The organism is Helicobacter sp. MIT 05-5293, assembly GCF_000765665.2.
Classification (GTDB): domain Bacteria; phylum Campylobacterota; class Campylobacteria; order Campylobacterales; family Helicobacteraceae; genus Helicobacter_C.
In genome coordinates, this window is the sequence record NZ_JROZ02000005.1 from 46700 (window position 1) to 70742 (window position 24043).

Annotated in this window: 23 protein-coding genes and 2 pseudogenes; 4 read left to right on the top strand and 21 right to left on the bottom strand. The window is 37.4% G+C overall.

The features are described from left to right. Nucleotides 1-40: 40 nt before the first annotated feature. The 9 genes and pseudogenes from LS68_RS08835 to LS68_RS08870 all read right to left on the bottom strand — a co-directional run. A pseudogene (locus LS68_RS08835) lies at nucleotides 41-718 on the bottom strand (DNA adenine methylase); the annotation flags it as partial. A 146-nt stretch (nucleotides 719-864) separates the two neighbouring features. After that, nucleotides 865-999 (bottom strand): annotated as a pseudogene (locus LS68_RS09970) (DNA adenine methylase); the annotation flags it as partial. A gap of 1 nt (nucleotide 1000) precedes the next feature. Beyond that, nucleotides 1001-1678, bottom strand: coding sequence for an HNH endonuclease signature motif containing protein (locus tag LS68_RS08840; RefSeq protein WP_052100502.1), 678 nt, complete (start codon nucleotides 1676-1678; stop codon nucleotides 1001-1003). Nucleotides 1679-1711: 33 nt separating this feature from the next. Beyond that, nucleotides 1712-2317, bottom strand: coding sequence for a DNA methyltransferase (locus LS68_RS08845; RefSeq protein WP_138091426.1), 606 nt, complete (start codon nucleotides 2315-2317; stop codon nucleotides 1712-1714). Nucleotides 2318-2331: 14 nt separating this feature from the next. Further along, on the bottom strand, nucleotides 2332-3645 hold the full coding sequence (locus LS68_RS08850) for an RNA polymerase factor sigma-54 (RefSeq protein ID WP_034373256.1): 1314 nt from the start codon (nucleotides 3643-3645) through the stop codon (nucleotides 2332-2334). Beyond that, a complete protein-coding gene (gene lptB / locus LS68_RS08855) occupies nucleotides 3642-4364 on the bottom strand; it encodes an LPS export ABC transporter ATP-binding protein (protein WP_034373259.1) in 723 nt (240 codons plus the stop codon). Before lptB ends, LS68_RS08850 begins: the two co-directional genes overlap by 4 nt. Nucleotides 4365-4366: 2 nt before the next feature. Next, complete coding sequence (gene tsaE / locus LS68_RS08860; protein ID WP_034373262.1) at nucleotides 4367-4795, bottom strand: tRNA (adenosine(37)-N6)-threonylcarbamoyltransferase complex ATPase subunit type 1 TsaE; 429 nt, start codon at nucleotides 4793-4795, stop codon at nucleotides 4367-4369. Beyond that, nucleotides 4782-6521, bottom strand: a complete 1740-nt coding sequence (locus LS68_RS08865; protein WP_081950973.1) for a DNA polymerase III subunit gamma/tau — start codon at nucleotides 6519-6521, stop codon at nucleotides 4782-4784. Before LS68_RS08865 ends, tsaE begins: the two co-directional genes overlap by 14 nt. Nucleotides 6522-6622: 101 nt before the next feature. Next, complete coding sequence (locus LS68_RS08870) at nucleotides 6623-7267, bottom strand: trimeric intracellular cation channel family protein (protein ID WP_241993735.1); 645 nt, start codon at nucleotides 7265-7267, stop codon at nucleotides 6623-6625. A 143-nt stretch (nucleotides 7268-7410) separates the two neighbouring features. Between LS68_RS08870 and flgG the strand changes: the two genes are divergently transcribed. Next, nucleotides 7411-8199 (top strand): flagellar basal-body rod protein FlgG, encoded by a 789-nt coding sequence (flgG, locus tag LS68_RS08875; RefSeq protein ID WP_034373268.1) that lies wholly within the window; start codon nucleotides 7411-7413, stop codon nucleotides 8197-8199. Nucleotides 8200-8342: 143 nt separating this feature from the next. Here flgG and LS68_RS08880 read toward each other — a convergent pair whose 3' ends face one another. From LS68_RS08880 to LS68_RS08910, 8 genes are read right to left on the bottom strand one after another with little or no spacing between them, the layout of a single operon-like run. Further along, complete coding sequence (locus tag LS68_RS08880; protein WP_347232429.1) at nucleotides 8343-9308, bottom strand: ATPase, T2SS/T4P/T4SS family; 966 nt, start codon at nucleotides 9306-9308, stop codon at nucleotides 8343-8345. Between the two features lie 30 nt (nucleotides 9309-9338). Further along, entirely contained in the window at nucleotides 9339-10832 is a 1494-nt protein-coding gene (locus LS68_RS08885) for a DNA type IV secretion system protein ComB10 (protein ID WP_138091428.1), read from the bottom strand. Then, the gene (locus LS68_RS08890; RefSeq protein WP_034374319.1) at nucleotides 10829-11875 is read right to left on the bottom strand and encodes a TrbG/VirB9 family P-type conjugative transfer protein; all 1047 of its coding nucleotides are present in this window, start codon (nucleotides 11873-11875) and stop codon (nucleotides 10829-10831) included. Before LS68_RS08890 ends, LS68_RS08885 begins: the two co-directional genes overlap by 4 nt. Beyond that, complete coding sequence (locus LS68_RS08895) at nucleotides 11872-12570, bottom strand: VirB8/TrbF family protein (protein ID WP_138091430.1); 699 nt, start codon at nucleotides 12568-12570, stop codon at nucleotides 11872-11874. The genes LS68_RS08890 and LS68_RS08895 overlap by 4 nt, the downstream gene beginning before the upstream one ends. A 4-nt stretch (nucleotides 12571-12574) precedes the next feature. After that, nucleotides 12575-12706 carry a lipoprotein gene (locus LS68_RS09610; RefSeq protein WP_158621836.1) on the bottom strand — a complete coding sequence of 44 codons (132 nt, stop codon included), beginning with the start codon at nucleotides 12704-12706 and terminating at the stop codon, nucleotides 12575-12577. Next, nucleotides 12706-15144, bottom strand: a complete 2439-nt coding sequence (locus LS68_RS08900) for a hypothetical protein (RefSeq protein ID WP_052100536.1) — start codon at nucleotides 15142-15144, stop codon at nucleotides 12706-12708. Before LS68_RS08900 ends, LS68_RS09610 begins: the two co-directional genes overlap by 1 nt. 9 nt (nucleotides 15145-15153) lie before the next feature. Continuing rightward, complete coding sequence (locus LS68_RS08905; RefSeq protein WP_034373938.1) at nucleotides 15154-15417, bottom strand: hypothetical protein; 264 nt, start codon at nucleotides 15415-15417, stop codon at nucleotides 15154-15156. Continuing rightward, nucleotides 15414-15719: a hypothetical protein gene (locus LS68_RS08910; protein ID WP_034373940.1), complete on the bottom strand. Its 306-nt coding sequence runs from the start codon at nucleotides 15717-15719 to the stop codon at nucleotides 15414-15416. The genes LS68_RS08905 and LS68_RS08910 overlap by 4 nt, the downstream gene beginning before the upstream one ends. Before the next feature lie 408 nt (nucleotides 15720-16127). Here LS68_RS08910 and LS68_RS08915 point away from each other — a divergent pair, with 408 nt between their 5' ends. The 3 genes from LS68_RS08915 (at nucleotide 16128) to LS68_RS08925 (ending at nucleotide 18859) form a co-directional block, all read left to right on the top strand. Continuing rightward, nucleotides 16128-16700, top strand: a complete 573-nt coding sequence (locus tag LS68_RS08915; protein ID WP_034373943.1) for a hypothetical protein — start codon at nucleotides 16128-16130, stop codon at nucleotides 16698-16700. A gap of 94 nt (nucleotides 16701-16794) precedes the next feature. Then, complete coding sequence (locus LS68_RS08920; protein WP_034373946.1) at nucleotides 16795-17763, top strand: hypothetical protein; 969 nt, start codon at nucleotides 16795-16797, stop codon at nucleotides 17761-17763. A 10-nt stretch (nucleotides 17764-17773) separates the two neighbouring features. Then, nucleotides 17774-18859, top strand: a complete 1086-nt coding sequence (locus LS68_RS08925) for a type IV secretion system protein (RefSeq protein WP_081950987.1) — start codon at nucleotides 17774-17776, stop codon at nucleotides 18857-18859. A 68-nt stretch (nucleotides 18860-18927) separates the two neighbouring features. Here the strand turns inward: LS68_RS08925 and LS68_RS08930 are convergent, their stop codons facing one another. From LS68_RS08930 to LS68_RS08945, 4 genes are read right to left on the bottom strand one after another with little or no spacing between them, the layout of a single operon-like run. Then, the gene (locus LS68_RS08930) at nucleotides 18928-19734 is read right to left on the bottom strand and encodes a replication initiation protein (protein WP_138091432.1); all 807 of its coding nucleotides are present in this window, start codon (nucleotides 19732-19734) and stop codon (nucleotides 18928-18930) included. A gap of 10 nt (nucleotides 19735-19744) precedes the next feature. Beyond that, a complete protein-coding gene (locus LS68_RS08935; RefSeq protein WP_034373977.1) occupies nucleotides 19745-20968 on the bottom strand; it encodes a GDSL-type esterase/lipase family protein in 1224 nt (407 codons plus the stop codon). 3 nt (nucleotides 20969-20971) lie between these two features. After that, complete coding sequence (locus LS68_RS08940; protein ID WP_241993731.1) at nucleotides 20972-22342, bottom strand: DUF459 domain-containing protein; 1371 nt, start codon at nucleotides 22340-22342, stop codon at nucleotides 20972-20974. Next, nucleotides 22329-23741 carry an MBOAT family O-acyltransferase gene (locus LS68_RS08945; protein ID WP_034373983.1) on the bottom strand — a complete coding sequence of 471 codons (1413 nt, stop codon included), beginning with the start codon at nucleotides 23739-23741 and terminating at the stop codon, nucleotides 22329-22331. Before LS68_RS08945 ends, LS68_RS08940 begins: the two co-directional genes overlap by 14 nt. Nucleotides 23742-24043: the final 302 nt, after the last annotated feature.

Sequence of the window (24043 nt, forward strand, 5' to 3'; positions counted from 1 at the left end):
GGCATATTCTAGCTTTATTTTTCTAAAAATTCGCTGATACTCATTTCTTTTGCAAAATATGCAAATACTCTAGTGTAGAATCTTGCTTTTGGATTCTCTTAGAATCCGCTTTAAAGCGTTGATGTTTTTGTGTAACAAAAGAATATTTGCCATATTTTTTAAAAATTTCTGCGATTTGCTCTAAACTCAACAATCCCTCATCATTGTAGCTTAAGAAAATCCATTCAAAATTTGCATTTTTGATTAAGGTTTCTAGTTCATTTGCGACTTTGGCTTTTTTGCACCAATTAGATTTTTCATATTCTCTTAAGCCCGTTTTACCTTTTGGGATAAAATCATCATAAAGCGCAATAGTGTTTAAAAGATGATAATTTGCTCCATATTCACGCGCATTATAAGGAGGGTCAAGGTAGAGAATATCGCCTTTGATTCCGTGAATAAGCGTATTAGAATCCTCGTTAAAGACTTGGTGAGAATGCGCATTGCATTCAAAAATTGCAGGAGTTAGTGCAAGGGGTTTTTGTGCAGATTTCTTAAGATGTTTAAGAAATGCCCCATAAACAGAAGCGGTATTCGCGACTTTATCAGCAGATTCTAAAAGTGAGGCAATGAGATGAAAATAGGCTTGTGATGAGATTTTTTCTTCTTTGTGCCATTGCTTTATTTTTAGGCGAATCGCATCAATTTTTGCGCCATTATAATCGCTAAAATATTGTCTTTTGTGAGAATCGCACACGCTAGATTCTGTCTTTTTGGAATCCAAAAACCGCTCTTGCCCCATACAATAATGCTGATAAATTTTTCCCTCTATGGGTGTGTTAATGTGTCGCTTTGAAGTTCGTTAAATAAAGATTCTATACCCTTGATTTCTGTGTGGTTGGCGATATAGTTTTGGTTTAGCACGAAACTATAATATTCTTTATCATTAGCAATAATTTGTCTTGTTTTGGTCTTAAAAAGTTTCCCTACTGCACTACTTCCTGCAAATATATCACAAAATTTATTTTCGTGCAAAAATATACTGATAGTGATATTTTAAAAAAGATTCTCTCCCCTCTACTGGCAGGTTTTGAATTATTTGTCTATCTGCAATATTGATTGAAGTAAGGTAATCTCTTGTATATTTATCCATTTGTTTGGAAAATAATATTTCTTTATCTTTTGTAAAAGTAATCAATCCTACACTTTTATCAAAAAGTTTATCAAATAAAGGCGAGAATAAAAAACCATTATAAACATCTAATCTTTCACTATTATTACAAAATACCCAAGGTTTAATATGCGAAGCTATAAGTAATTTTTTATCCTTTATATGTGTAATGGGACACTCTTTGAGAGTATCAATTAATTTATTTCTAAAATTCTGCTGACCAACGCGCACATTTTGTATAGTTTGCTTTTGTGTAAGTTGAATGCTTGTATTTGTTTGTCCTAGAATAATCTGCTTATCATCATTATCCTCCATATATCGCATAGAATCTTTTAAAGCATAAACACCATAAGCAATTCTCATAATTTTTGGATTTCTCTGGCAACGCTCCTGTATTGTATTGTTTGGTGTTTTACCAAATATTTTACTTTTATCTTTATAATCCCAAATATGTTCATAGAGAAACTGAAGTGATGCTATTCCATTATTATCACGCATTATTCTTTCTATTGCTTCATCATAAGTCAAAATTCACTCCTTAATCCAAGCCTACCATATCCATCACATAGAATCACTTTGTTTATATACATCACCAATTACAACGGCAAAATAGCGTCCAACATCTAGGAATTTTATCACATTTTGAGTGCTTCTTACAAAGGCTTGAACAAAATGTGTGAGATTATCCAAATGGCTTAAATCATTTGGATTTTCGCTAAAGTGGACAATATCCATATAAGGAGGGTGTAAAATCACAAACTGCACACTTTTGTCATTTAATGATTCTAGTGCCTCTTGCATAAAGCAATCCACGCTAAGAGAATCTGTATTATCGCAGAATCCAAAATAATATGTGCTAGGGCATTCCCCCTCCATTTGTGCTTTGACATATTCTAAAATTTTAGAATTTATATCCATACCAATGCACTTACGCCCTAAGTTTTGAGCTTCATACAGACTTGTGCCGCTTCCCAAAAACGCATCAAGCACGATTTTGCCCCTTTTGGTATAGCGCGTAAATAATTCACGCGGAATCTGCGGGATAAAATTTCCGTGATAGATATTTTGATGTTTGCCACTCTTGTCCCTCTGTGGGATTATCCACAGGCTATCTACATTGATATTAGCGTTTTTCCAATCTTTTAAATCAATCTCATTCCACCGCATTTTGATGCTTTGTCTCACACGCTCATATCATAAAGTCTTTTGCGTTCGCTTGAGCTAGCAATATTAAGCTGTTGTCGGTATTTTGTGATTGTGCGGCGCACCATTTTGAGGTCAAACTTTTCCTCCACACTTTTAAGAATCTTCAAATCACTCAAAGGCTTTTTACGATCCTCATTTTTGACAAGATTCAAAATAAAATCTTTAATCGAAGCGTTAGAGGTATCACCATCAATGGCAGCAGTAAAGAAACTCTTAATAGGAAAAATACCTCTATCACATTCAAGGTATTTATTAGCAATCGCTCGTGAAATCGTGCTTGGCGCATATCCCAAATCTTGAGCAATGTCCTTGAGTTTCATTGGGCGAATCTCCCCACCCATAAAAAAATCATATTGATTTTCCCTTAATGCAATGGCGATTTTCAGAATCGTTGCCTTTCGCATATCAAGCGCATCAACGAGATCTTTTGCTTCTTTAAGCTTGTTTTTCAAAAAATCCGCACTTTCCTTGTGAGAATGAGCATTTCTAATATTTTCCTCAATGACAATTTTGGGATAATACGCATCATTGATTGACACTTCTAGCTCATAGGCGGTATTTTTTAGGCTATCAGTTTTAATACGCTCGAAAATAAAAATATCAGGTATCACTTCTGCTTCTCTCGCACCAAACTCAATCGCTGGAGGATTCTTAAAACTCTTAATGACTTTCATCACGACATTATACGATGCGTGATTCTTATATCTGTTGTGATTGTGCAAATCCTTGATAATTTGTGAGGCAAGCTCATAATCCTCCCCGTCCAAATCGCATTGTTGGAGCTGAAAAAGAAATGATTCAATCACATCTTTTGCACCAATACCATAAGGCTCTAAATATGCAAAACGCGTGCGCACTCGCTCTACTTCAGATTCACTGATGCCCAACTCATCAGCAATTTCACTCACGGGCGTATCCAAATACCCCTCTTCATTAAGATTCTCAATAATCTTTAATGCGATATTTTGCGAAATTGCCGTGGGGAATAGCTTTGAATCAATCTGCTCTTCAAGCACTTCATAAAGGCTTTGCTCTTTAATACTCACAGAATCCATACGATCTGTTTGGGTGTTGCGTGAAGAAGATTGAGATTTTTGATAGTTTTTAGATTGGAGGCTTTGAGTGATTTGGCTTTGGACATGTGCATAAGGATTCTCTTCGGCAATACTTGAGAGCGTCTCTTCAAGCTCTGTCATTCCGCTTTGTAAAATAGGCAACCAGCTTTTTAAAGTTGTCGAGAGACGCGCTTTGACATTTAGATTCTGACGTAACTTACCGCCCACACTCATGCTTTAAAATGTTCTCCTAAATAGTATTTTCGCACCAATTCATTTTGATAAATTTCTTCGGCATTACCACTTGCAAGCAATGCACCACTTTTAATCACATACGCTCGTGTGCAGACGGATAATGTCTCACGCACATTATGATCTGTGATAAGAACCCCAATATCAAGACTCGTAAGCTTTAAAATGATATTTTGTATATCATTTACTGCGCGTGGATCAACCCCTGCAAAAGGTTCATCAAGCAAAACAAACTTCGGATCTTTAATCAAAGCACGAGCAATCTCCACTCTTCTACGCTCACCTCCGCTTAACGATACACCTTTTCGCGCACGAATAGGTTCGATGTTAAATTCTTCAAGCATTTTTTCAATTTTAATCTTCTGATCTTTAGTATTTTTGATGCTGACTTCTGCGGCAAGCATAAGATTCTCTTCTACGCTTAGATCTTTGAAAATACTTGATTCTTGAGGCAAATACCCGATGCCAAGATTCGAACGCATATGCAAGGGGAATTTCGTAATTTCAGTATGATTGAGCATCACTTTGCCACTGCTTGGGTGCAAAAGCCCACAAATCATATAAAAAGTCGTTGTCTTGCCCGCTCCATTAGGTCCTAAAAGCCCTACAACTTCACCGCTATTCACTTCTAGGGAGACATCTTGCACGATTTTGGTTTTTTTAATATGCTTGCTAAGACTGATTGCTGAAAGTTTATTCATTATCAAAACACCTTGTAGATTCTCTGTTGATGCGATGGAGCAAGGGCAATAGAGATTCTCATCACCTCATAACCACTTCGCCGAAGCAATGCCTCTAAACGCTCATCTCCCCATTCTACAAGGTGGATTCCCTCTCTTTCAAGCATATCCAACAATCCCCATTCTAAAAGCTCCTCCAAAGACTTGCGATACAAATCATAATGATAGATTCTCTTGCTTTCTTGTCCGTATTCATGGACAAGATTAAAGGTAGGAGAAGTTACCTCATCATCTTGCTGCATATATCGGACAAATGCACGCACAAAAGTCGTTTTTCCACTTCCTAAATCCCCCTGCAAAAGCACAACTCCATTACAAAATGTTATTTTATCAAATAATGCACACGCATCGCTTAAATCATTCACACCCAAAACAAATTCATTGCAAATCATCAGATTTACTCACACTATCGTTTGGGATTGTTTCAGGACGCGGGGCGATCACGCTTTTTATCCCTATGCTTTCATTAATCGCATTAATCAATTCGCGATGTTCTTGCAAAAAAGCATCTTGTGCATCAAGAGCTACTGCTGGCTTCTGTGGCGCATTTAGCATCTCTTGCGTTATAGCAGCTTTGACAGATTCAACAGATTCGGAGGTATTTTCAGACTTTTGAGAATCTACCAAATCCGTAGGTTGCGTGATATTGTGTGTCATCGGGGTTTGTGTCGGATTCACATTTTGGGTATTTATTTCAGAATCTTGACTTTTTGTGCTTTCTGAAGGCATGGGGACTTGTCGAATCGTTGTGTTTGCTCCAAAAATCTCATTCACAAAAGTCTTAATTAGCGTATAATGTTCCTTTAACAATGCCTTATCTTCACCTTGTGCGCGACTATGCCAACTCAAAATCTGATCTTCAAACGCAACAAATACGATATTTTGAGCGAAACTCTCCCCCAACTGCATATTACGATCCTTTAGCTTTGCAATCAGATTCTCAAACTGCATTTGAGGCGAAAGCTGCGACAAAGGAGCAGGCGCATTTTGCGCATCTTGAGATGAAATTGATTTTATTTGGACTGCAGAATCTTTGTCAATCTTAGGGGCTTGGAAAATTTCAGATTCTAATTCTTCAATCATTGCTTCTATATCTTTGACTTTCATCGCTTCTTGCATTTTCATCGCGCAAAGTAAAAGCACAAATGCCCCATCTGTGTTGAGATTCAGTAATATTTTTGATTCGCTAAGAATCCGCGAGAAACGGTCGACAAATAATGCTTGAAACTCTACATCTCTCGCTAAAAGCCGCTCTTTCAAAAAAAGCATCATTTCATCAAGTATCATTTCGCATTCATATTCTTGTAAAATCTCAAGTGCAGCAAAGATCTTAGCTGTATCGCGTTGCAAAACCGCATCAAAATAATCCCGCAATACTTTAGGATCAACCACACCCAACATATCCGTTACGCTTGCGACTTCAATATGATTCTTACAAAAAATAATCGCCTGATCAAGGAGCGTCAAAGTATCACGCAAACTCCCTGAACCACTCCTTGCGATCATCTCAAGTGCTTGAGGCTCAAAGCTTACACCCTCTTTGTGGAGAATATTTGTAATATGCTCGACAATCAAACGATGAGGGATTTGCTTGAATCGAAAATGTTGCGTGCGACTTAAAATAGTCGCGGGAAGTTTTAGAGGGTCAGTAGTCGCAAGGATAAATTTCACAAACTCTGGGGGTTCTTCAAGGGTTTTCAGCAAAGCATTGAAAGCTTCTTTGCTTAGCATATGCACCTCATCAACGATAAAAATTTTATAACGTCCATAGCTAGGGCGATATTTGGTTTGCTCAATCACGCGCTTAATATCATCAATCCCCCTAGAGCTTGCTGCGTCCATTTCAATAATATCAATATGCTTATTTTGAAGTGCCGAAATGCAACTCGCACAAGTGCCACAAGGTGTGCTTGTAGGTCCACTCTCACATTGCAAAGCACGGGCAAAAATACGCGCTGAACTCGTCTTTCCGCTCCCTCGTAATCCGCTAAAAAGATACGCATGGGAGATATGTTGAGAATCTAGTGCAAGAGAAAGGGTTTGAGAGACAGCATTTTGCCCAACCAAATCACTAAAAATAGTCGGACGATACTTTAAAGCCAATGCAATTGAGGACATAACCTTTCCTTAAAAATAATTAAAAATCTTACAAATAAAAGATGCCATTGTATAAAAAGATTCCAAAAACTAAGATTATTTGACATTCTCAAATCCCCAAATCATTTTTCAGTCTTTGAATCTTCATCATACGCAAATACGGGCAATCCAAGCTTATAAAAAATCGCTAAAAGGCGAGCAATCACACCCACAATAAGCGTAATAAGCGTAGCAATGAGAATATCTATTTGCAAATAAATCAACAGCACATAATAAAGCGCACCCGCAATTAGCGCAATCCCAGCATAAATCTCCTTTTGAAACACTAAGGGTATCCGCATACATAAAATATCACGCAAGATTCCCCCAAAAACCCCTGTGATCACTGCCGCACTCACAGCAATGATAAACCCATAATCCTTATCAATTCCTACTTGTGCGCCCAAAATACTAAAAACAACTAACCCAATCGCATCAAGAATCAAAAACACTTTTTCCGAACGCACAACCACACGCGGAATCTTTGTTGTTAATATCGCCGCAACACAAATCAGCACCACATATTCAGGGTGAGCCACCCAAGTAAGCGGGTAATGATTAAGTAAAATATCCCGAATCGACCCTCCGCCAATCGCCGTAACAAGAGCGATAAAAATCACACCAAACAAATCCATTTTATGTTTCCCTGCGGCTAAAGCACCCGTCATACCTTCGGCTGTGATGGCAATAATATAAAGCGTGGTTAGAAGCATACTCTCACTTTTTATTAAATTTTCACCATAACTATAAATGATTTTAGCTATAAAAAGGATAAATTAAAGGTAAATTTTGGAATCCCTTTTGCTTAGAATCCAACCAATCACTGCCTTAGTTTAAGTGAAATTTACTTCTTATATTAAAGGATCGCATTATGATGAGATCACTCTATACCGCTACCACAGGTATGCTTGGACAACAACTCCAAATCGACAACACATCAAACAACATTGCCAATGTCAATACCACCGGCTATAAAAAGCAGAGAGCAGAATTTGCAGATTTATTTTACCAAACACTCCAATACGCAGGAACAAGCACAAGTGAAACGACTATTTCACCCACAGGCATTGAAGTAGGGCTAGGTGTGCGACCCATTGCGATTCAAAAGATGTTTTCACAAGGACACCCCAAAGAGACAGAAAATAACCTTGACATTGCAATCACCGGGAATGGATTCTTCCAAATCGAACTTCCCGATGGCAATATCGCCTACACACGCGCAGGAAGCTTCAAGCTTGATGATAATGGTAATGTCGTCAATGCAGAGGGCTATCGCTTGATTCCAGAGCTTACTATTCCAGAGGGTGCGACTCAAATCAATATCGGGACTGATGGCACGGTGAGTGTGATTGAAGGTAATCAAACAGAAGTAAATATCTTAGGGCAAATCGAAATTGTGAATTTTATCAATCCCGCAGGGTTGCATTCTTTGGGCGATAATCTTTTTATCAACACCAACGCTTCGGGTGATCCTGTAGCGGGTGTGCCGGGGCTTGACGGATTCGGACAGCTAAGACAAGGATTCTTAGAGCTTAGTAATGTCAAATTGGTCGAAGAAATGACAGATCTTATCACCGGGCAAAGAGCCTATGAGGCGAACTCAAAGAGTATCCAAACTGCAGATTCTATGCTTCAAACCGTCAATGGCTTGAAACGATAAGATTTTACCTTACATCTCCCATAGCCCCTAAACTCATCTTATTTGAGATCAAAAGAGCATAGGCTATGGGTGGGCTTTTAGAATACAAAGCCCAAATATGTATTCCCCAAAATAAATATTTGGACATTGAAACTATAATTTTCCTAGATTTCTTTTGGTATATGCCGCTTCACATCGAGAATCTCGCTGACAATGCGTTCATTCTTAATCCGCTTAATTTGAATAATATAATCAATAGCTGTGCGAATATAAGCTTTAAGAGCTACTCTATCTTGCATTCCGCCAAACATCGCATTTGTGATAATCGCATTGATAGCATCTTCACTATTATTAGCGTGAAGAGTAGAGAGGTTACCTTCGTGTCCTGTATTATTAATGCGCAAAAAAGCTAGAGTGTTGCGTATGTCAATTTCCCCAAGCAGTAATCTATCGGGGCGTAAGCGCATAGCATTATTGATAGCCTGTGTATAGCCATAAATCTCGCTCTCTTCCTTTGGCACAGCAAGTTGGGTTTTATTATGATTTTCAATGAAAATTTCTTGCGAATCTTCGATACTTACAATGCGTTCATTTTGTGGTATTTTACTCATTAGAGCATTGAGAAAGCTCGTTTTTCCTGTGCCTGTTCCGCCACTGATAAGCACATTTTTTCTCTGCGGTATGAGGGCTTTAATTTTCTCATAATCCCACGATTCTTTGACCTTATCACTAAGAGTGAAATGTTCTAATGCAAAATATTTGCTGCTTGGGATTCTGATACAAACGCACACATCGGAGTGAAATAAAATGCTTCTGTGTTGCGCCTGAAGTCTATATCGCGCATAAGGTGGAGGCAACTCACAAGAAAGGCTAGGATATTTTTCATTAAATCTCTGCCCTCTCCTTGTAGCAAGTTGTGTCAAAAACGAATCTATGAAGTTATAGGTAAGCATAGAATCTTCTATCGTTTCCCATTTTTGTCCATAATCGACACATATCTCTCCTATATGATTAATGATAATCTCATTGGCTTCAAGCCTTAAATATTTATCAAGCACTTGCAGTTTTTGTGCAAGAATAGGCGTGATATGGTCAGCTTCCACGAACAGAATCCAAATTTTGGTTTGCAAAGCTTTCACATTCTGTCATAATGATCTCCTTTACTGATATTCATCATTGAAGTATTGCGCCATAACTTCACCATTTTTAGGTATTGGAAACCACATATGCGTTGTGGGCGTGATGTAGATTCTACTCCCTGCTCTTATTTCAATCGTGGGTTTAATCTTCGCTTGCTCTTGTATGAGCTGTTTAAAGATGTTATTTATATCCCCTTGTGCATTTGAAAAAAGCTGCGCGGTATAGGGACTTGTGCTTGTGCCACTTTTTTGTGTGAGATTAGAGACACTTATCATAAGCCCATTGCTTAGGGTATTTAAAAACAGACCAAGCCCATATCTCTCACCAAATTTATTATCTAAATATCCCTCTACACCATTAATTCCCCTAGAATCTGCACTCATAGCATTTGTGAGTAAGATATTTACACCTTGAGGAGTAATCATCTCACGCCATATAATACTTAGGCGAGATTGTCCTATTTTATTATCATTTTTATAAAATCCCATTACCTTTGTGCCACGCGGGATTAACACAACACGCCCTTGTGCAGCATAAATATCTTGTTCCACTTGTGCGGTGATAATACCCTCAATGTTGCTTACAATAGGCGTCATTAACACAGCTGGTATAAGTCTTCCTGCTCGTATCATTCGATACAATCTATGTTCATTTGTGGCTACATCTATGTTTTGTTGATTTGAAAATCCACTATCCCCATAAAGTGAGCTTTGCTGGGCAAATATACGAGAATCTCCCCCTGCCCTCTCTCCCAATACAGCATTTTTATAAAGCTGCATTTCCTTTTGCTCTGCGAGTTTTCTTTGTCGTTGCATTTCTTGCTCTTGAAGCATTGCTTGATAAGCTGGATCGGTTATCCTTGCCTCTTCTTTTCTTGTGCGTGCTTCAATTTCCGCCATTCTTTGAGCTTCAAGCTCCCTATTGAGCCTTTCTCTCTCTTTCCTAAGCTGTTCTTCAAAAGAATTTTGTGTGCTTTGGTTGAGAAATTCCAAAAGTTGCTTTTTGTCATTGATATTAATTGGATTACCATAAGAATCTACAATGACATTACCGCTTTTATCTTTGAGATTGCCATTTTTATCGACAAAGATAGGATTACCATTCTTATCAAGCACAGGATTTCCAAATTCATCGAGCAAAAGCGAATCCGTGCTGCCTTGTATTTTTCCATTCTTATCATAAATGATAGGCTTACCATTAGTCCCATAAATTGGATTCCCATTCTCATCTAAAAGCACTTTTCCCAAAAGCTTTCCGTCTTTAGAGTAAAGATTACCTTCAGAATCGACATAGATGGGATTCCCAAATTCATCAAGAATAGGATTGCCACTTTTGTCCAAAAGAATCTTTCGCCCTTTATTTTGGCTTTGTATCGAACTAATCGATTTATTTTGGTGATTCCACACATAATCACTGATAGGAAATTTACTTTCAAAAAGATAGTCGAGATTCTCTTTAACACTGCCATAGACAAAAGACAATCCTATCAGTGCAAGTCCTATCTCAATTCTCATTGCTTACCTTTTTGCACCTTTTCGCGCTCTACGCACACATAGGCTTCTCCGATTCTGATTGTAAATCTATCAGCCACGGTTTCAGCAATGACAAAATCGCCTATCACACGCGTTTCAATCGGAGAATCTTGCTTGTCAATCACGGTATAAATACTTGGAATCTGTGGATAGCGATTTTTGTCATACTTGAAAAAAGTGTAATTATTGTCGCTAAAGATTTCCTCTGGCACAAGCCAAGTATTTTCTTTCTTGACTTTCACTTTGTAACGCTTATAAACTTCTTTCTTTTTGACACGCAATTTATTAATACCCTCTTCCACATAAAAATATTCATCAAAAAACGGATCTTTACTTTTTTCAACAATGCTTCGCTTATCTTTGACAAACACGACAAGATGCGGATTTTTCCATGATTTAAAATCTGTGGAAAAAATATAAAACGAATAGAGTTTTCCATCATCAGTAAAAACCGCAAGACTCGTGTCTACACCGATAAGTTTAGGGCGTATAGCTAATGTATTCTGCGAATTTGGCACTTCCAACACCTCAAAGCCTACATTATCTCCTAAAATAAAGTTTTTAATCTTTTGTGGAAATATCATTGTGCTAGTCATCGCTATGCGTGTGCGGATTTTATAGGTATTATTATCCTCATAATCTATCGTGATTGTATTTTCTGTGCCCTTGTAGTTTTTAGCAAAAAATTGCCCCTGTATAGCGTTAAGATTCTGACTTCTTACGGCTTGTTTTTTGAGTAAAATTTCTTGTTCGGTAGGCGGTTCTTGCGACTTTTGTCCTTGTGTGATAGGCATAGAGCTTGAGCTAAAGTCATGACTTGTAGAATCTAGCACAGGTTGATTTTTTCTTTGCTCTCTTTCAATCTCTCTTTGCTCTTGAATATCTTGGATTCTATTAATCGTTTCTATCATTTGCTCTTGCCCTTGCTGAATCCTCCTAGCAGCTTCATCTTGCATATCAATCGCGGATTCTCCATTGAGCATCAAAGCCAAAAGCGGAAAGCCAAAGAGTAGTTTTCTTGTCATTTTGATTTCTCCTGTTTGTGTGAGTTGTCATTGATAAAAATTTCTGTGAGAGCATAGTCTTCGACAATAAACCCTGTGGGGTTTCGTGGCACAGATTCAAAACTAATGCTCTGGGCCTTGAAGTCGTATTTAAGCGTGGCACGATAACGTTTTAGTTCTTTTTCTTTAGCGTTTTGAGTAATAGAGATAAAATCCACATTCGCTACGCTTTTAGACAAAACACTTAAGTTGATAATGTGGATTTCTCGATATACATCTTTATTTTGATAAATAGAGTTTTCTTGTATAACGATTCTTCTAAAAGTATCCCAAACTTTATTTGAGCTTTGATCTCTGACATCTTCATATCTTGCCTCATCATCAATACGATTAATACTCTCTCTTTTCTGCACATAACTTGCAAGGATTGACTTAAGTAATGCCTCCTCGCTCCTTATGTTAAGATTGCCTTGCTCTACACGCACAAAGTTACTTTCGGCATTAGAGAAAAACACAAGATAAGGCACATTTTGTTTCAGTGGAAGCATCACCATTATGGCGATAATCAAAAGAGCAATAATGGCAGATTCTAAGATGATCCAAAAAAACATATACTGCTTGATATGTCGCTCTAATTTGAAAAGAAAATTAGCGTCCTTTTTGCATTCATTATCATTATTAGCGTCCTTTTTGCATTCATTATCATTAAATGCCATTGTATTAACTATCCTTTTGCATATCTATCACGATGTCATAGCACGCACAAGGGCTTTTACTTGGAATCTTTGCATTTTTATTGCTGCAAGCAGATAATGCAAAGGCTATGCAAAGTGCAAATAAAATATTTTTCATCAATTCTCCTTTTGTATGAAATGTGTGGATTGTTGCTTATCAAGATACACAGATCTCCATTCTTGCGGATAGAGTTTTTTACTCTCAATAAGCGCATTCACATCTTCAACCTCTGAACTAAAGATTCGGAGATATTCTCCTATGCGTGATAGATTCACATCTAAGATGGCGGATTCTTCTTTGCGTTTTAAAAGCACCCGCCTTGAAGCTTTTGTCGTATTTTGAAGAAAATTAATTTCACTATTTGTCAAAGATAACTGATCTTGTAGTCTTTCAAGTGTCCTTATGTCGCTTGTAGGGAAAATAATAATATTTGCCATATTCTCAATAAAGGCTTCAGCATTAGAGACATTTTTAAAGAAGTCTAGATTCTGCACACCCATTGTGATCACGCCATTAATTTTTCTAATCTCCATAATCGCCTCAATAATGGCATTACACATATTCTCATCATTGAGATAATCACGCAATTCATCAATCCATATAAAAAAGCCTTTATGAGAATTTTTGGAGATATTTTTGATTTTATGAAAAAGATAAAGCGCACAAAGTGCCGATCTTTTCTTGTCCTTGAGGATAGAATCCATATTCAATACCGAGAGTTGCTTCTCAAAGTTTAACGCATCTTGTGTGTTATCAAACAATCCACCGAGATAATCCTTAAAGCGTATCTTTAAATCATCTTGTGAATTAGGAAACTGCAAGCTATCGTAAAAATCTTTCAGCGTAAAAATATGATTAAAATCGGCTCGTTGCGTTTCTCGTATCTGCCTAATCGTTTCTCCAACAATATGGCGCAATTCATGCTCTCCTTTACCAATTTCACCCATTTCACAAAGCCAAGTTTTTAAGAAATTATTATTTTCATCAGTATCCGCAAGAGAAAAGGGATTGAGTTTAAATCCATCAAGCTCCAAATCATGATATTCCGCTCCCATATAATTTGTAAAATTGTGCATACCGCGCAGTTTGTCCATAGCAAAAATATTAATGTCGTATTTAAAAAGATTCATCATAAAAAATTGCATCAGTGTCGTTTTGCCATAACCTGTGCCACCGACTACAAGCGTATGTCCTACCGCATTTTTATTTGGACTATCATGAAAGTTAAAGAAATAAGGACTTCCGCTTAAGTGTCTAAGGATTGTAACGGGTCGATTACCCCAACGATTGCTTTTAAAACCCAAAATATCATTTTCAAAAGTGCAAAGTGTGCTGATGACAGAGCTTGTCTGTGTGCGGATTCTCGCATTGAGATTACCACGAGAGGGAAAAAAGCTAAAAAATAAAGCCTTGAGGTTAAAACTTTCTCTTGCCACACTAAGGTTTTGTGCTTTCAAAATAGCCAAGATGGAATTTGTCTTTGTGTTTAAATCTTCTAAACCAGATTCTGACAACACAAGCACACTTAAAGAAAATCGCAATAGTTTTTCCCTATCGGATTTGATTTCTTGACTTAGCATCTCAAGAGCATTTTGTATAATATCCACCGCATAAAGTTTGGCATTTTTCACTTTTTCTATGGAAGTATTTTTATCAAGAGCCTCCATATGAAAGATCAAAAAATAATCACTATTTTCACGCAAAATGGTTGTAGGCAAAATGCTTGAGAGATTTTCAGTTTCATAAGCTTTGACACTTAAAAACCTCCCGAAAATCTCCTTGCCATCATTACGCGTGAAAACAATAAAATCCTTTTTAAATGCCACATCTGAAGTGATATAAGAATCTGTGATGTTTTCATACCCATAGCGTAAATTTGTCGTTTGCATATTAGAATATGTCGCATAAAAGTTGATAATAGAATCCGCATCAAGCTGTATAGGCTTAAAATTTTCTAATCCACTTTTAATATCCTCGCACACCTCATCAAGCTTTTTTGCCTTAAATTCAAATCGTGTTGTATTATTTTCAGAATCAATATTATTGGCAATCTGCTCTGTTGTCATTTTCTCTCTCTTAGCCTCAAAATAACCAGTGATTTTCTTAGATTTTGTCGAGACGATAAGATAATAATTGATTTGATAGGTTACAATACCGCTTTCCCATTGCTGTATAATCTCTTGCGCATAAAGATTCTGCGAAGTTGAATCAAGCTCAAAGTGTATCTTCTCTTTCCTGCAAAAGATATTGATTTCGACATTCGAATCAAGCTTGCTCCAAAAGCGATTGCGTGTATTCACAAGCTCTATTTCTCCCTCAAGAGTGATAGCTGAATAACTTATCCCCTCGATTTTAAAGGCAGCACATAGATTCCCATCTTGCGTAGCGATGTATTTATCACTATATTTTGAGGCGAGATTAGATTCTTCATTCATCGCATACACTTTTGGCTCTCGCAATGTGAGAATCCCCTCTGATTTTTCTATCGCGGCATTAATAGCCTCGTTAAACAAATCCAATTTATCGTGATTGAAAATTTTTTGAAACAATCTCATAGCGACTTCTTAAGCGTAAAAAATAGAATTTGTGTTGCTTTTTAGCCTAATGATAAAAATATCATAAATATCTTCATCAAAAAACTCAAAGACAGAAAGCGCAATCAAAATGATAAAAAATAGAGGAATAGCCCACCAAACAAAAACAAGCCATAAGATTCCCCCAACCAAAAGCGCGATAAGCAAAGAACTTCTACTTAAGCCTATGTTTGTTTTGGGGAGATAAACTTTGTCTTTTTTGGTGATTTCTCTAAAGTTTTCAATCTCTATCATTGAAACACACTCACACCATTATTGGTTACACCCCACAACACACCGGTAATGATTGCTGTCCAAATGATCATCTTCATATTGTCTTTGATCATTTCAGGTTTGAGCTTTGCAGCAATAGCAAGAAAGCAGATCATCAATCCACCTATCACACCGACAATCAGATGAATCACCGCCATTACGACATCTCCTGTCGAATTGATTTCTGATTGAATAGCATTTTTGAGATTCTCTCCAAATGCACCATAAAGATAGGCTTGAGCCATTATGAGTAAGAGGGTGATTTTTGCAAACATTTTCTTCATCGCTTGTATCCTTTATGTGAATTTAGTGTTTAATTTTTATAAAAAATTCACAAAACATTAAAGGGATAAATTGCGAAAAATCCTTATCCCTCTAGGGCTTGTTTTATCCACATATTGAAAGAATAGAGATGCAAATCGACACACATTATTCTAGGTAAGCAAAGTTTATTACATTTACTTTTGTATCAATACACTTCCTTGCTTAGCGTGAATAGGGGATCATTTTGTCGTAAAATATTGCGCAATTTATCCACTTAATCAAAAACTTGACAAAATTCAATTTTGGAGAAATTTTTACTTGTTTTGAGTGATTTTGTATTGTTTAGATTTTAAAATTTAATATTTTTTGTTGTTATCAATGCGCAAAGTCGATACAAGGCTTAAAAACCAATCCACAAAGGGGTAAAAATGAAAAAAATCATAGCTATTAGTGCTATAGCGGGAATTTGTGCCATAGGGGCAAACGCTCTTGATCTTAATAGTATCACAAAAGGCTTACAAAAAGGTGTAGAGGCTGGAGAAAAAGCAGGTGTAGTAAAAACACCGGAAGGAATCTATAAGGCTAATACAACCAATAAAGACAATATCGAGGCATGTATACAATATTACCATAAAGCCAAAATTAGCTATTCGGGGCGGAGCGATTTATTTTTTCCCGATGATGGAACTCATAAGGGAAATGATATATATACTGCTTTAGTTACTGATAGCTATGATAAAGATGAGGCAGCAGCCGTAACGAATGCTCACAAGAAAGCTAAAGAGATCCTCCAAAAAGAGGGGCTCAATATTAAGAAATACTCAAACCTCAATAAAGACCTCGTTTCTAATGCTTTATGCCAACAAGTTTTGGTAAATGGACTTGATGCTGGTAGCAAAAAACGCTTTGCCAAAGATACAGAAAAGTATGATTGGGACTCTTTCAATCTAATGGCAAATGGGGGAGATCCACTTAGAAAGCATAACGAAAGAGGTAAATAATTTTCTTATCCTCTTATCTCTTAAAATTATGCTATAATCTTTCAGAGATCAAAAGAAACAAACTCATCTTGACTTCTACTTTCAAGGAGAAAAGATGAAAACGACACTGAAGACAAACTTTCTTGCTTTAGCCTTATGCCTAAGCTTAGGATTTAATGAGGCTAGGGCAAATATGCCTGTGATTGACATTAGCTCAATCGCACAATCAATCCTAAGCTACACGCAACAGATTCAAGAATTTGTCAAATACGAAGCAGAGCTACGTGCTATGGGTATCGATACCGGCAGGGTAGGAAGTATCCTGCAAAAGATTGATAATATCGGCAACAATATCATCAATGGCATCAACAATACTGATTTTGACAACCCCTACGCTCTACTATTTGAGAAAATCAATGAGCATTGTGAGTTTTTAAAAAAACACGATCTATTCAAACAAGAAAGTGATCTTGCAGAAAAAGCTTATGAAGACAAAGAATATAATGAGCAGTTTGCACAATCATTTGCCTGCACAGATACACTTAATAAGCCTATCACCATGATTGGGCTTAAAGATGAACTCAAAAAACAAGCAAACGAATTCCTTAAAAATAAGGACTATGCTGCCTATAAAGAAGTCTTGGATAATTTAAAACGCGTCAAAATGGCGCAAGAATTCGTTAAAGAACAAGTAACAGATAAGAAACTGCAAACATGGGGGAACTTTTATAAAAAATTTTTAAAAAATAAACCCAACATCAAAGAAAATGTTAAGACCCTCATAGAAAGTGCGACAAAAAGCCAAAATCCCACCGAAGTGGCTAACACAGCAAATGCGATTCTAGCGCAAATGCTAGAACTTGCAATGATTCAATATGAGATGAGCACACAATCAAATGATATTCTCATCGGATACCTTAGCCAAGAGCAAGACCGAGGTAGAGAGCAAATTTCACAAGCCGATGAAACCTTTGTGGATAAGGCAAATGAAGCAGTCTCTAAACTCATCAAAGAAGAGGCATTTGCAAACTATCAAGAAGAGGTGAAATACAACGAGGCAGGTCTGCCTATTATGTTTGAATAGGAGAAATCCTATGGCAGAAAAAAGCGTCAGTGTCTTTACGACCGTCGTCAATATCGTTAAGGAGACAGGAAATGCTGTCGTAGCCAATGTGTATGGGGCGATTGGTGATTTGTATTCAAACAACATCGCCTATACATTTTTAGGCTTAAGCGTGGTGATATGGGTATTTATGAAGCTTAAAGGCGATGGATTCAGCCGTGATGATTTGTTTAAAGCGATGATTTGGGTGGTGATTTTTATCGTGATAAAGGCTTCCTTAAGTAGCTATCAAAATTACAGAGATTTTATCAGCATTTTTCAATTACCCTATAAATGGGCAAGTGCGGGAGTAAGCGCATATGGAAATGCGGGAAATGTAAGTGCCAATATTGATTACTTTTGGGGAGTAGTCAATGACACTTCAAACGCATATATGGAAGCGATCAAGCAAGAAGAGGGAAAATTTGGTTTTCATTTGGGAGATAGACTCATTGTCGTAGCTTTTTTAATCGTCAGCCTTGTGCTGATGATTGCTGTGATTATTATGACGATACTTTCTCAATTTATGGCGACAATCATTTTAAGCTTTTGTGCTTTAGTTTTACCTTGTTTGTGTTTTAGTCAGACAAAAGGTGTGTTTTTTGGTTGGCTCAAACTCTATATCGGTATGAGTTTATGGGCACCGCTTAGCATTGTTGTAATGGGTATCCCACAATCAGCAATCACGCGAGTAGAATTGATCAAAACAGAAAATACAAGTGATATTTATGTTTTATTAATCCCTATTGTGATGTCTATCTTTGCGGTATTTTTGCTCACCAAAATCCCAGCGTGGATTAGTGCGATCATCGGCAGTGCAGATTCTAGCGGTGCAGGAAGTGGGCTTGCGGGACTTGCAAGTGCAGGGGGGTTTGCCGCAAACAAAATAATAGCAGGAGTAAAAGGCTCTACCAAAGCAGATAAAAAAGGTGAGAGTGGAGGCAATACTCTAGGAGCTAATGTCAGTGGAGGTAAAACAGATGCAAAATCAAGAAGCAATCTCGGAGAAAATACAGGCAAAGGGGGTGAGCAGCTTGTCAAAGACGGATTTAAAGCATCAGCAACACCGCTAAAATAAAGAAAAATACACTTTTCTTATTAAGTTTTGGCGTGTTTGAAACATCATAACACAAAAGATTTGCCATTTTAAAAGCTCACTACGATTTTTTCCTGTGTGAATCCGACACAGCCCTCAAGGGGGGGGGGGGGGGATTTATCTAACCACTGCACTTTATGGACAGCACGAGGCACGAAAGAAAATGCGATTGCGTCTATACTCCCACCTTGCCCTTTTGACTTGCTTTTGATTTTCGTATAAGTCAGATTCTCAAAATAAGGCTTATGCGTGTAAGGGCTCACTTGTGTGAGTTTTAAAATAGCAGGTTTTAACACTTGTCTATCAATATCCCTCGCTTGATATGATTTGGGGATACTCATCATTTCTTTAAAACAAGCGTATTTGATGATGTATATCCCTATGGCTTGATAGGGCTTTAAGAGACGATAAAGATTCTTTGCATACTTATTGTTTAAGAAGCAAAATTCCCTCACTTCAAAACTCGTAAAACACGAAGTAATGTCATTAATCAGCTTAAGGGAGCTTTCTGTAATCTTTATAATTAGCATACAAGCTTTTTCGTCCGCGCTAATCTTTTCAAAAAAAGCATAAGCGGAAAATATCTCATATCCCTCTTTATCTATTTGGGATTTTTGGGCTTTTAGGGAGTTTAGTTTTTTAGTAAAATTGACAATATTTTTATAGAATCGTTTTTTATTTTTGTCATTGACCACAAAATAACGCATTTGTTCAAAATGAATACGAATTGTCCTTGAGCGTTGATACTTGACTACTTCGCAAAGGATAAAGAAGATATTCAAATCAACTTCTGTAAAATCTTGAAAAATAATGTAGCTAGGCTGATTGGGGTATTTAATCTCTGATTCTTCATACATTTTTTAAAACTCATTTGAGCCTTTCAAGCTCATAAAAAATCTTATCTGCCATAAGCCGATACCCTAAGGGCAACAAATGCACATCAAGCTTAGCAAGTGAAAGCTCTTCCCATTTTTTCTTCCCTCCGCTTTCATTCATAAAATCGTCCATATCAAAAAGGAGCGTGTGCTTTTGCTCGGCAAGCTCGTGAATGCTTTTTTTCACGGGTTGGAAATTTTTTGTGATTTTGTAGGTTGCTTTGGATTTTTTTGTTTTTTTGGCAGGTGTGATTTTACTCACCACCGTAGGCGGAGCGATGAGCAGGATACTCGCATCGGGATTGGTGATTTTAATCTTATCAATCAAATCCCCATAGTCTTTCAAAAACACTTGTGGATTGAAATTATCATAAAGCGCGTCATTTGACCCATAGCACAAGATCACTAAATCCGCAGGTAATAATCGCATCGTCTGCATAAACACGCGCTCCTCCCATTTGCGCCAAATATCGGATTTTGCGCCATTAATGCCGATATTTTCAACAAAACGATTTTCTTTGGGTTGATAGATAAAAAATCCCCCCAATTCGACTTTTTCATCAAGAAACTGCACTTCAAAAGGATACTGCAAATTAAGCTCAATTGTCTGCCACACATCGGCGCGTTTGGCATTAATCTTATAACGCTTATCGTGCGCATCTTGAATAAGAATCGCCTCTTTTTTATGCGGTGATTTGAAGATGATTTTTGTCAAAGTCGCCATAGGAAGCTGTATCTTAGGTGTAAGCTTGATTCTCGCGGGGAGCTTTGAGGGCTGCGCGACAATGCCCCCCATAGGATAATCAGCGTATTCATCTTTACGGACATTGATTAATGTGATATTTTCACTCTCATAAGCAAGGGTAATATTTTGATGATAGGCAGGATAAAGAGGATAGACGAATCCAAAGGCATTACTTTCAAATAATAACCCTCGCAATTGATGAGAGAGAAAATCCCCCGCAATATGAGAATCTCCAAAAATGCGGATTTTCAAATCTTTCTTATCGTGAATCTTTTGAGCAAGCAACGCACTTAACTCACCTTGATAATCAAACCAAGCGTGTGTCTGCTCTAAGAATTTCTTTGTTTTGGGCATAATGATTGGTTTAGAAGTAGGCGTATTAAGCTCTTTGACAATGTCTTTAAGCGCCATGTTTTCAAGTGAAAAAAGCGGCACTAAAAAGCATATCAATAAAGCAAAAATCCTACTCATTTTCTAATCCTTGTCTTCTTGAGATTCTGTGTGAAATGCTTGATTTGGCACGATAATCAATTGATTAAGTAAAATGTCCGCCATAATCTTATAGCCTCGTGAGGTGAAATGCACACCATCATCGATACGCACCTGCACGCTTTTGCCTTTGGCATTTTTAATAAACGCCGAATAATGTGCGCCTTGCGTGATAATGCCATTAGTCTGCAAGAAAAATTCTCCTGATTCTCGCACACTTCGCTCATACAAATCATTTAAATACGCTATTTTTGCGTTGAGCTTTTCTTCCCTTACCGCAGGCACTTCATACCACACGACACGCGCACCATAGTCTTGAGCCACATCAATAATCTCTTGAATGCGTGAAAGGTAGATTTCTTCCCATGGTGGTGTTTTAAAAGCAATGCTTTTTTTCATCGTCCAAGGGTCGTTCGCACCTAAAATCACCACGACAAGCTCAATGTGAGGATTTTTACTCAAAGCCTCTCTTGTCGCACTTTCCCAATCAAAATAATGCTTGTAAGTAAGTCCGGTGCTGTGTTTGCTAAGGTTAATCCCGTGAATATGATGTTTTTTGAGTGATTTGACAATATAAGGCGCGACACCTTGCATCATAGAATCTCCAATCAATAGCACATTAGCACCCTCATTGACTTCGATATAAGGATTTGCGATGACGCGTTGAGGGATAGGGCTAGAAGATTCTAAAAGATCACGAGGAGTTTCTTGCTCTTGCACGCGAGGCAGAGAATCTTGCAAAGATGCGGGGTTCTCTGAAGTTTTAGACAAATCATCAGATAAGGATTGCGTATCGTGATGAGTAGGCGCGGGAAAAAGCTCTTCAAGGTTTGAAGTAGAGTCTTTTGCCAAATCATTATTCACAGAATCTTCACTTGCTTTTAAAGAAGGTTGCGTTGGAATGTCGCTAGATTGTCGCATATCATTTGCATCAAAAGTAGTATCTAAGCTTGATTCTAGACTTTCAGAATCAAGCTTAGAGTGTTTGGATTCTTGAGATTCTGTGGGGGGCGATACTCTATGAACCTCGCTCATCGCGTGATTTTGGCTAGATTCTGTATCTTCACCCTCTAAAGACATATCAAACGAATCTCCGAATCTAAAGATGTCTTTGCGCACTTGCTCAAGTGTATCACTCATTAAATCCATTGCGACAAAAAGCGCGTTATCATCAAGCATCACTTGAGCGTAAATCGTGCCGAAAAACTTTCCGACCACACTTTTACTTTCACTAAAATTATGATAAGTTTGCTCGACATAAGTCAAAATGCTTTGATGAAGCAAGACAACCAACAACACCAACGATACCCATGAGATAAAAATAAATCGAAGCTGTGCCATGTCAGAAGCTCGCATAAATAAAATTAGGTATGCCTTGAGGCATCATACCCACAAGTAGCGTAAAAATCGCAGCCAAGACAAAAGGTTTGAGCGTCCAATGGACAAAGCTTGAAATCTTTACACACAAATCCATAAAACCGCGCATAAAGGGATAAACCATAAAAACGACTAAAAAACACGCCAAAATAAGCCAATCTTGATAAGCAAAATCCGCATTAAAGCCATTCGCACACGCAGAGAAAAATTCCAACGCCTCATCAAAGCTCGGATAATAAAAGAAAATCCAGCAAAAGGTTACAAATATAAAAGTAATCAAAGATCCCAAAAATGGCACGCCCTCGAGGTTAAAGTCGATTTGTCGCAGACAATTTAGCACCACCAAACCTAGCCCATGCAAAAGCCCCCAAAGCATAAAGTTTAGGGTATTGCCATGCCAAAGTCCGGAGAGTGTAAAAGCGATAAGCACAAAGATTTGCGCATTTAAGAATCCTTTGCGATTGCCGCCTAAAGGGATATAAATAAAATCCCTAATAAAGGTTGAGAGGCTAATATGCCAACGACTCCAAAAGTCTTTGAGATTTTTCGCCATATAGGGCATATTAAAATTTGGCGGCAGCGAGAATCCAAGCATCAGCGCAAACGCACACACGAGATTCACATACCCGCTAAAATCACAATAAAGCTGCACGCTATACGCGCAAATCCCAGTGATAAGCTCTAAAATATGATGTTCGGAGGGATTTTGCAGAATCGGCGAAGAATAAATCTCAAGGTAATTTGCAATCAATGCCTTTTTCACCACACCAAAGAGGATAAGCACGATGATTTCATCGATATGTCCAAAAGTGCGGATTCTGTGGTATTGCTCAAAGAAAAAATGACTGCGCATAATCGGACCTGCAAGCAATGTCGGGAAAAATGACAAATAAGTCGCAAGAGCGAAAAAGCCTTCAAAAGCGGGATTACCCTCTTGATAATGCGTGTCATCGACTTCGGATTGCGCACCCTCATACACCGCCCGAAGATAAGTGATAGAAGCAAAAGTGTAAAAACTAAGCCCCAGAGGAAACACAATATCCACAGACAAACTAAGCCCGATAAAGGCTAAAAGCGCGTCAAATTCGTCTTTAATCAATGCGTAGTATTTGAAAAAGCATAAATACAACACGACAACAAGCACACAACAAATAAAAATAAAGCGCACCCGCGCCGTGTCAATCACCAAAGCCAAAAAATAAACCAAGCAAGTAAAGACAAAAAGCACTATCGCAAAATAAGGGCTGAAAAGACAAATGATAAGATAATTAAAGGCAAGAAGCAAAAGATTCTGAATCTGATAAGCCTTGCTCCAAGCCCAATAAAGCATAAAAAACGCCAAAAGCAATAAGGCAAATTCAATCGAAAAATAACTCATATTTTTATAATCCTAGTTTTATTAAATCAGTTTGTAATAATAATTCCGCGCGATTATAACACAAAATCCTTGAGTGTGTGAATCTGTGGTTTTAAAGAATTTATGGTTTAAATATAAAATTATTGAGGGGTTGCAAATAGAATGAATTAAAATCAAAATATTGACTAAATATATTTTGATCATTTCTTGTATTTTTACTTGATTTTATAATTTTTTCTAAATCCGAAATATATAAAAATTTGTTAATACAGGATTTAGGCTACCTTATATCTACTCATTCTTTATACGATTGTTTTTCAAAT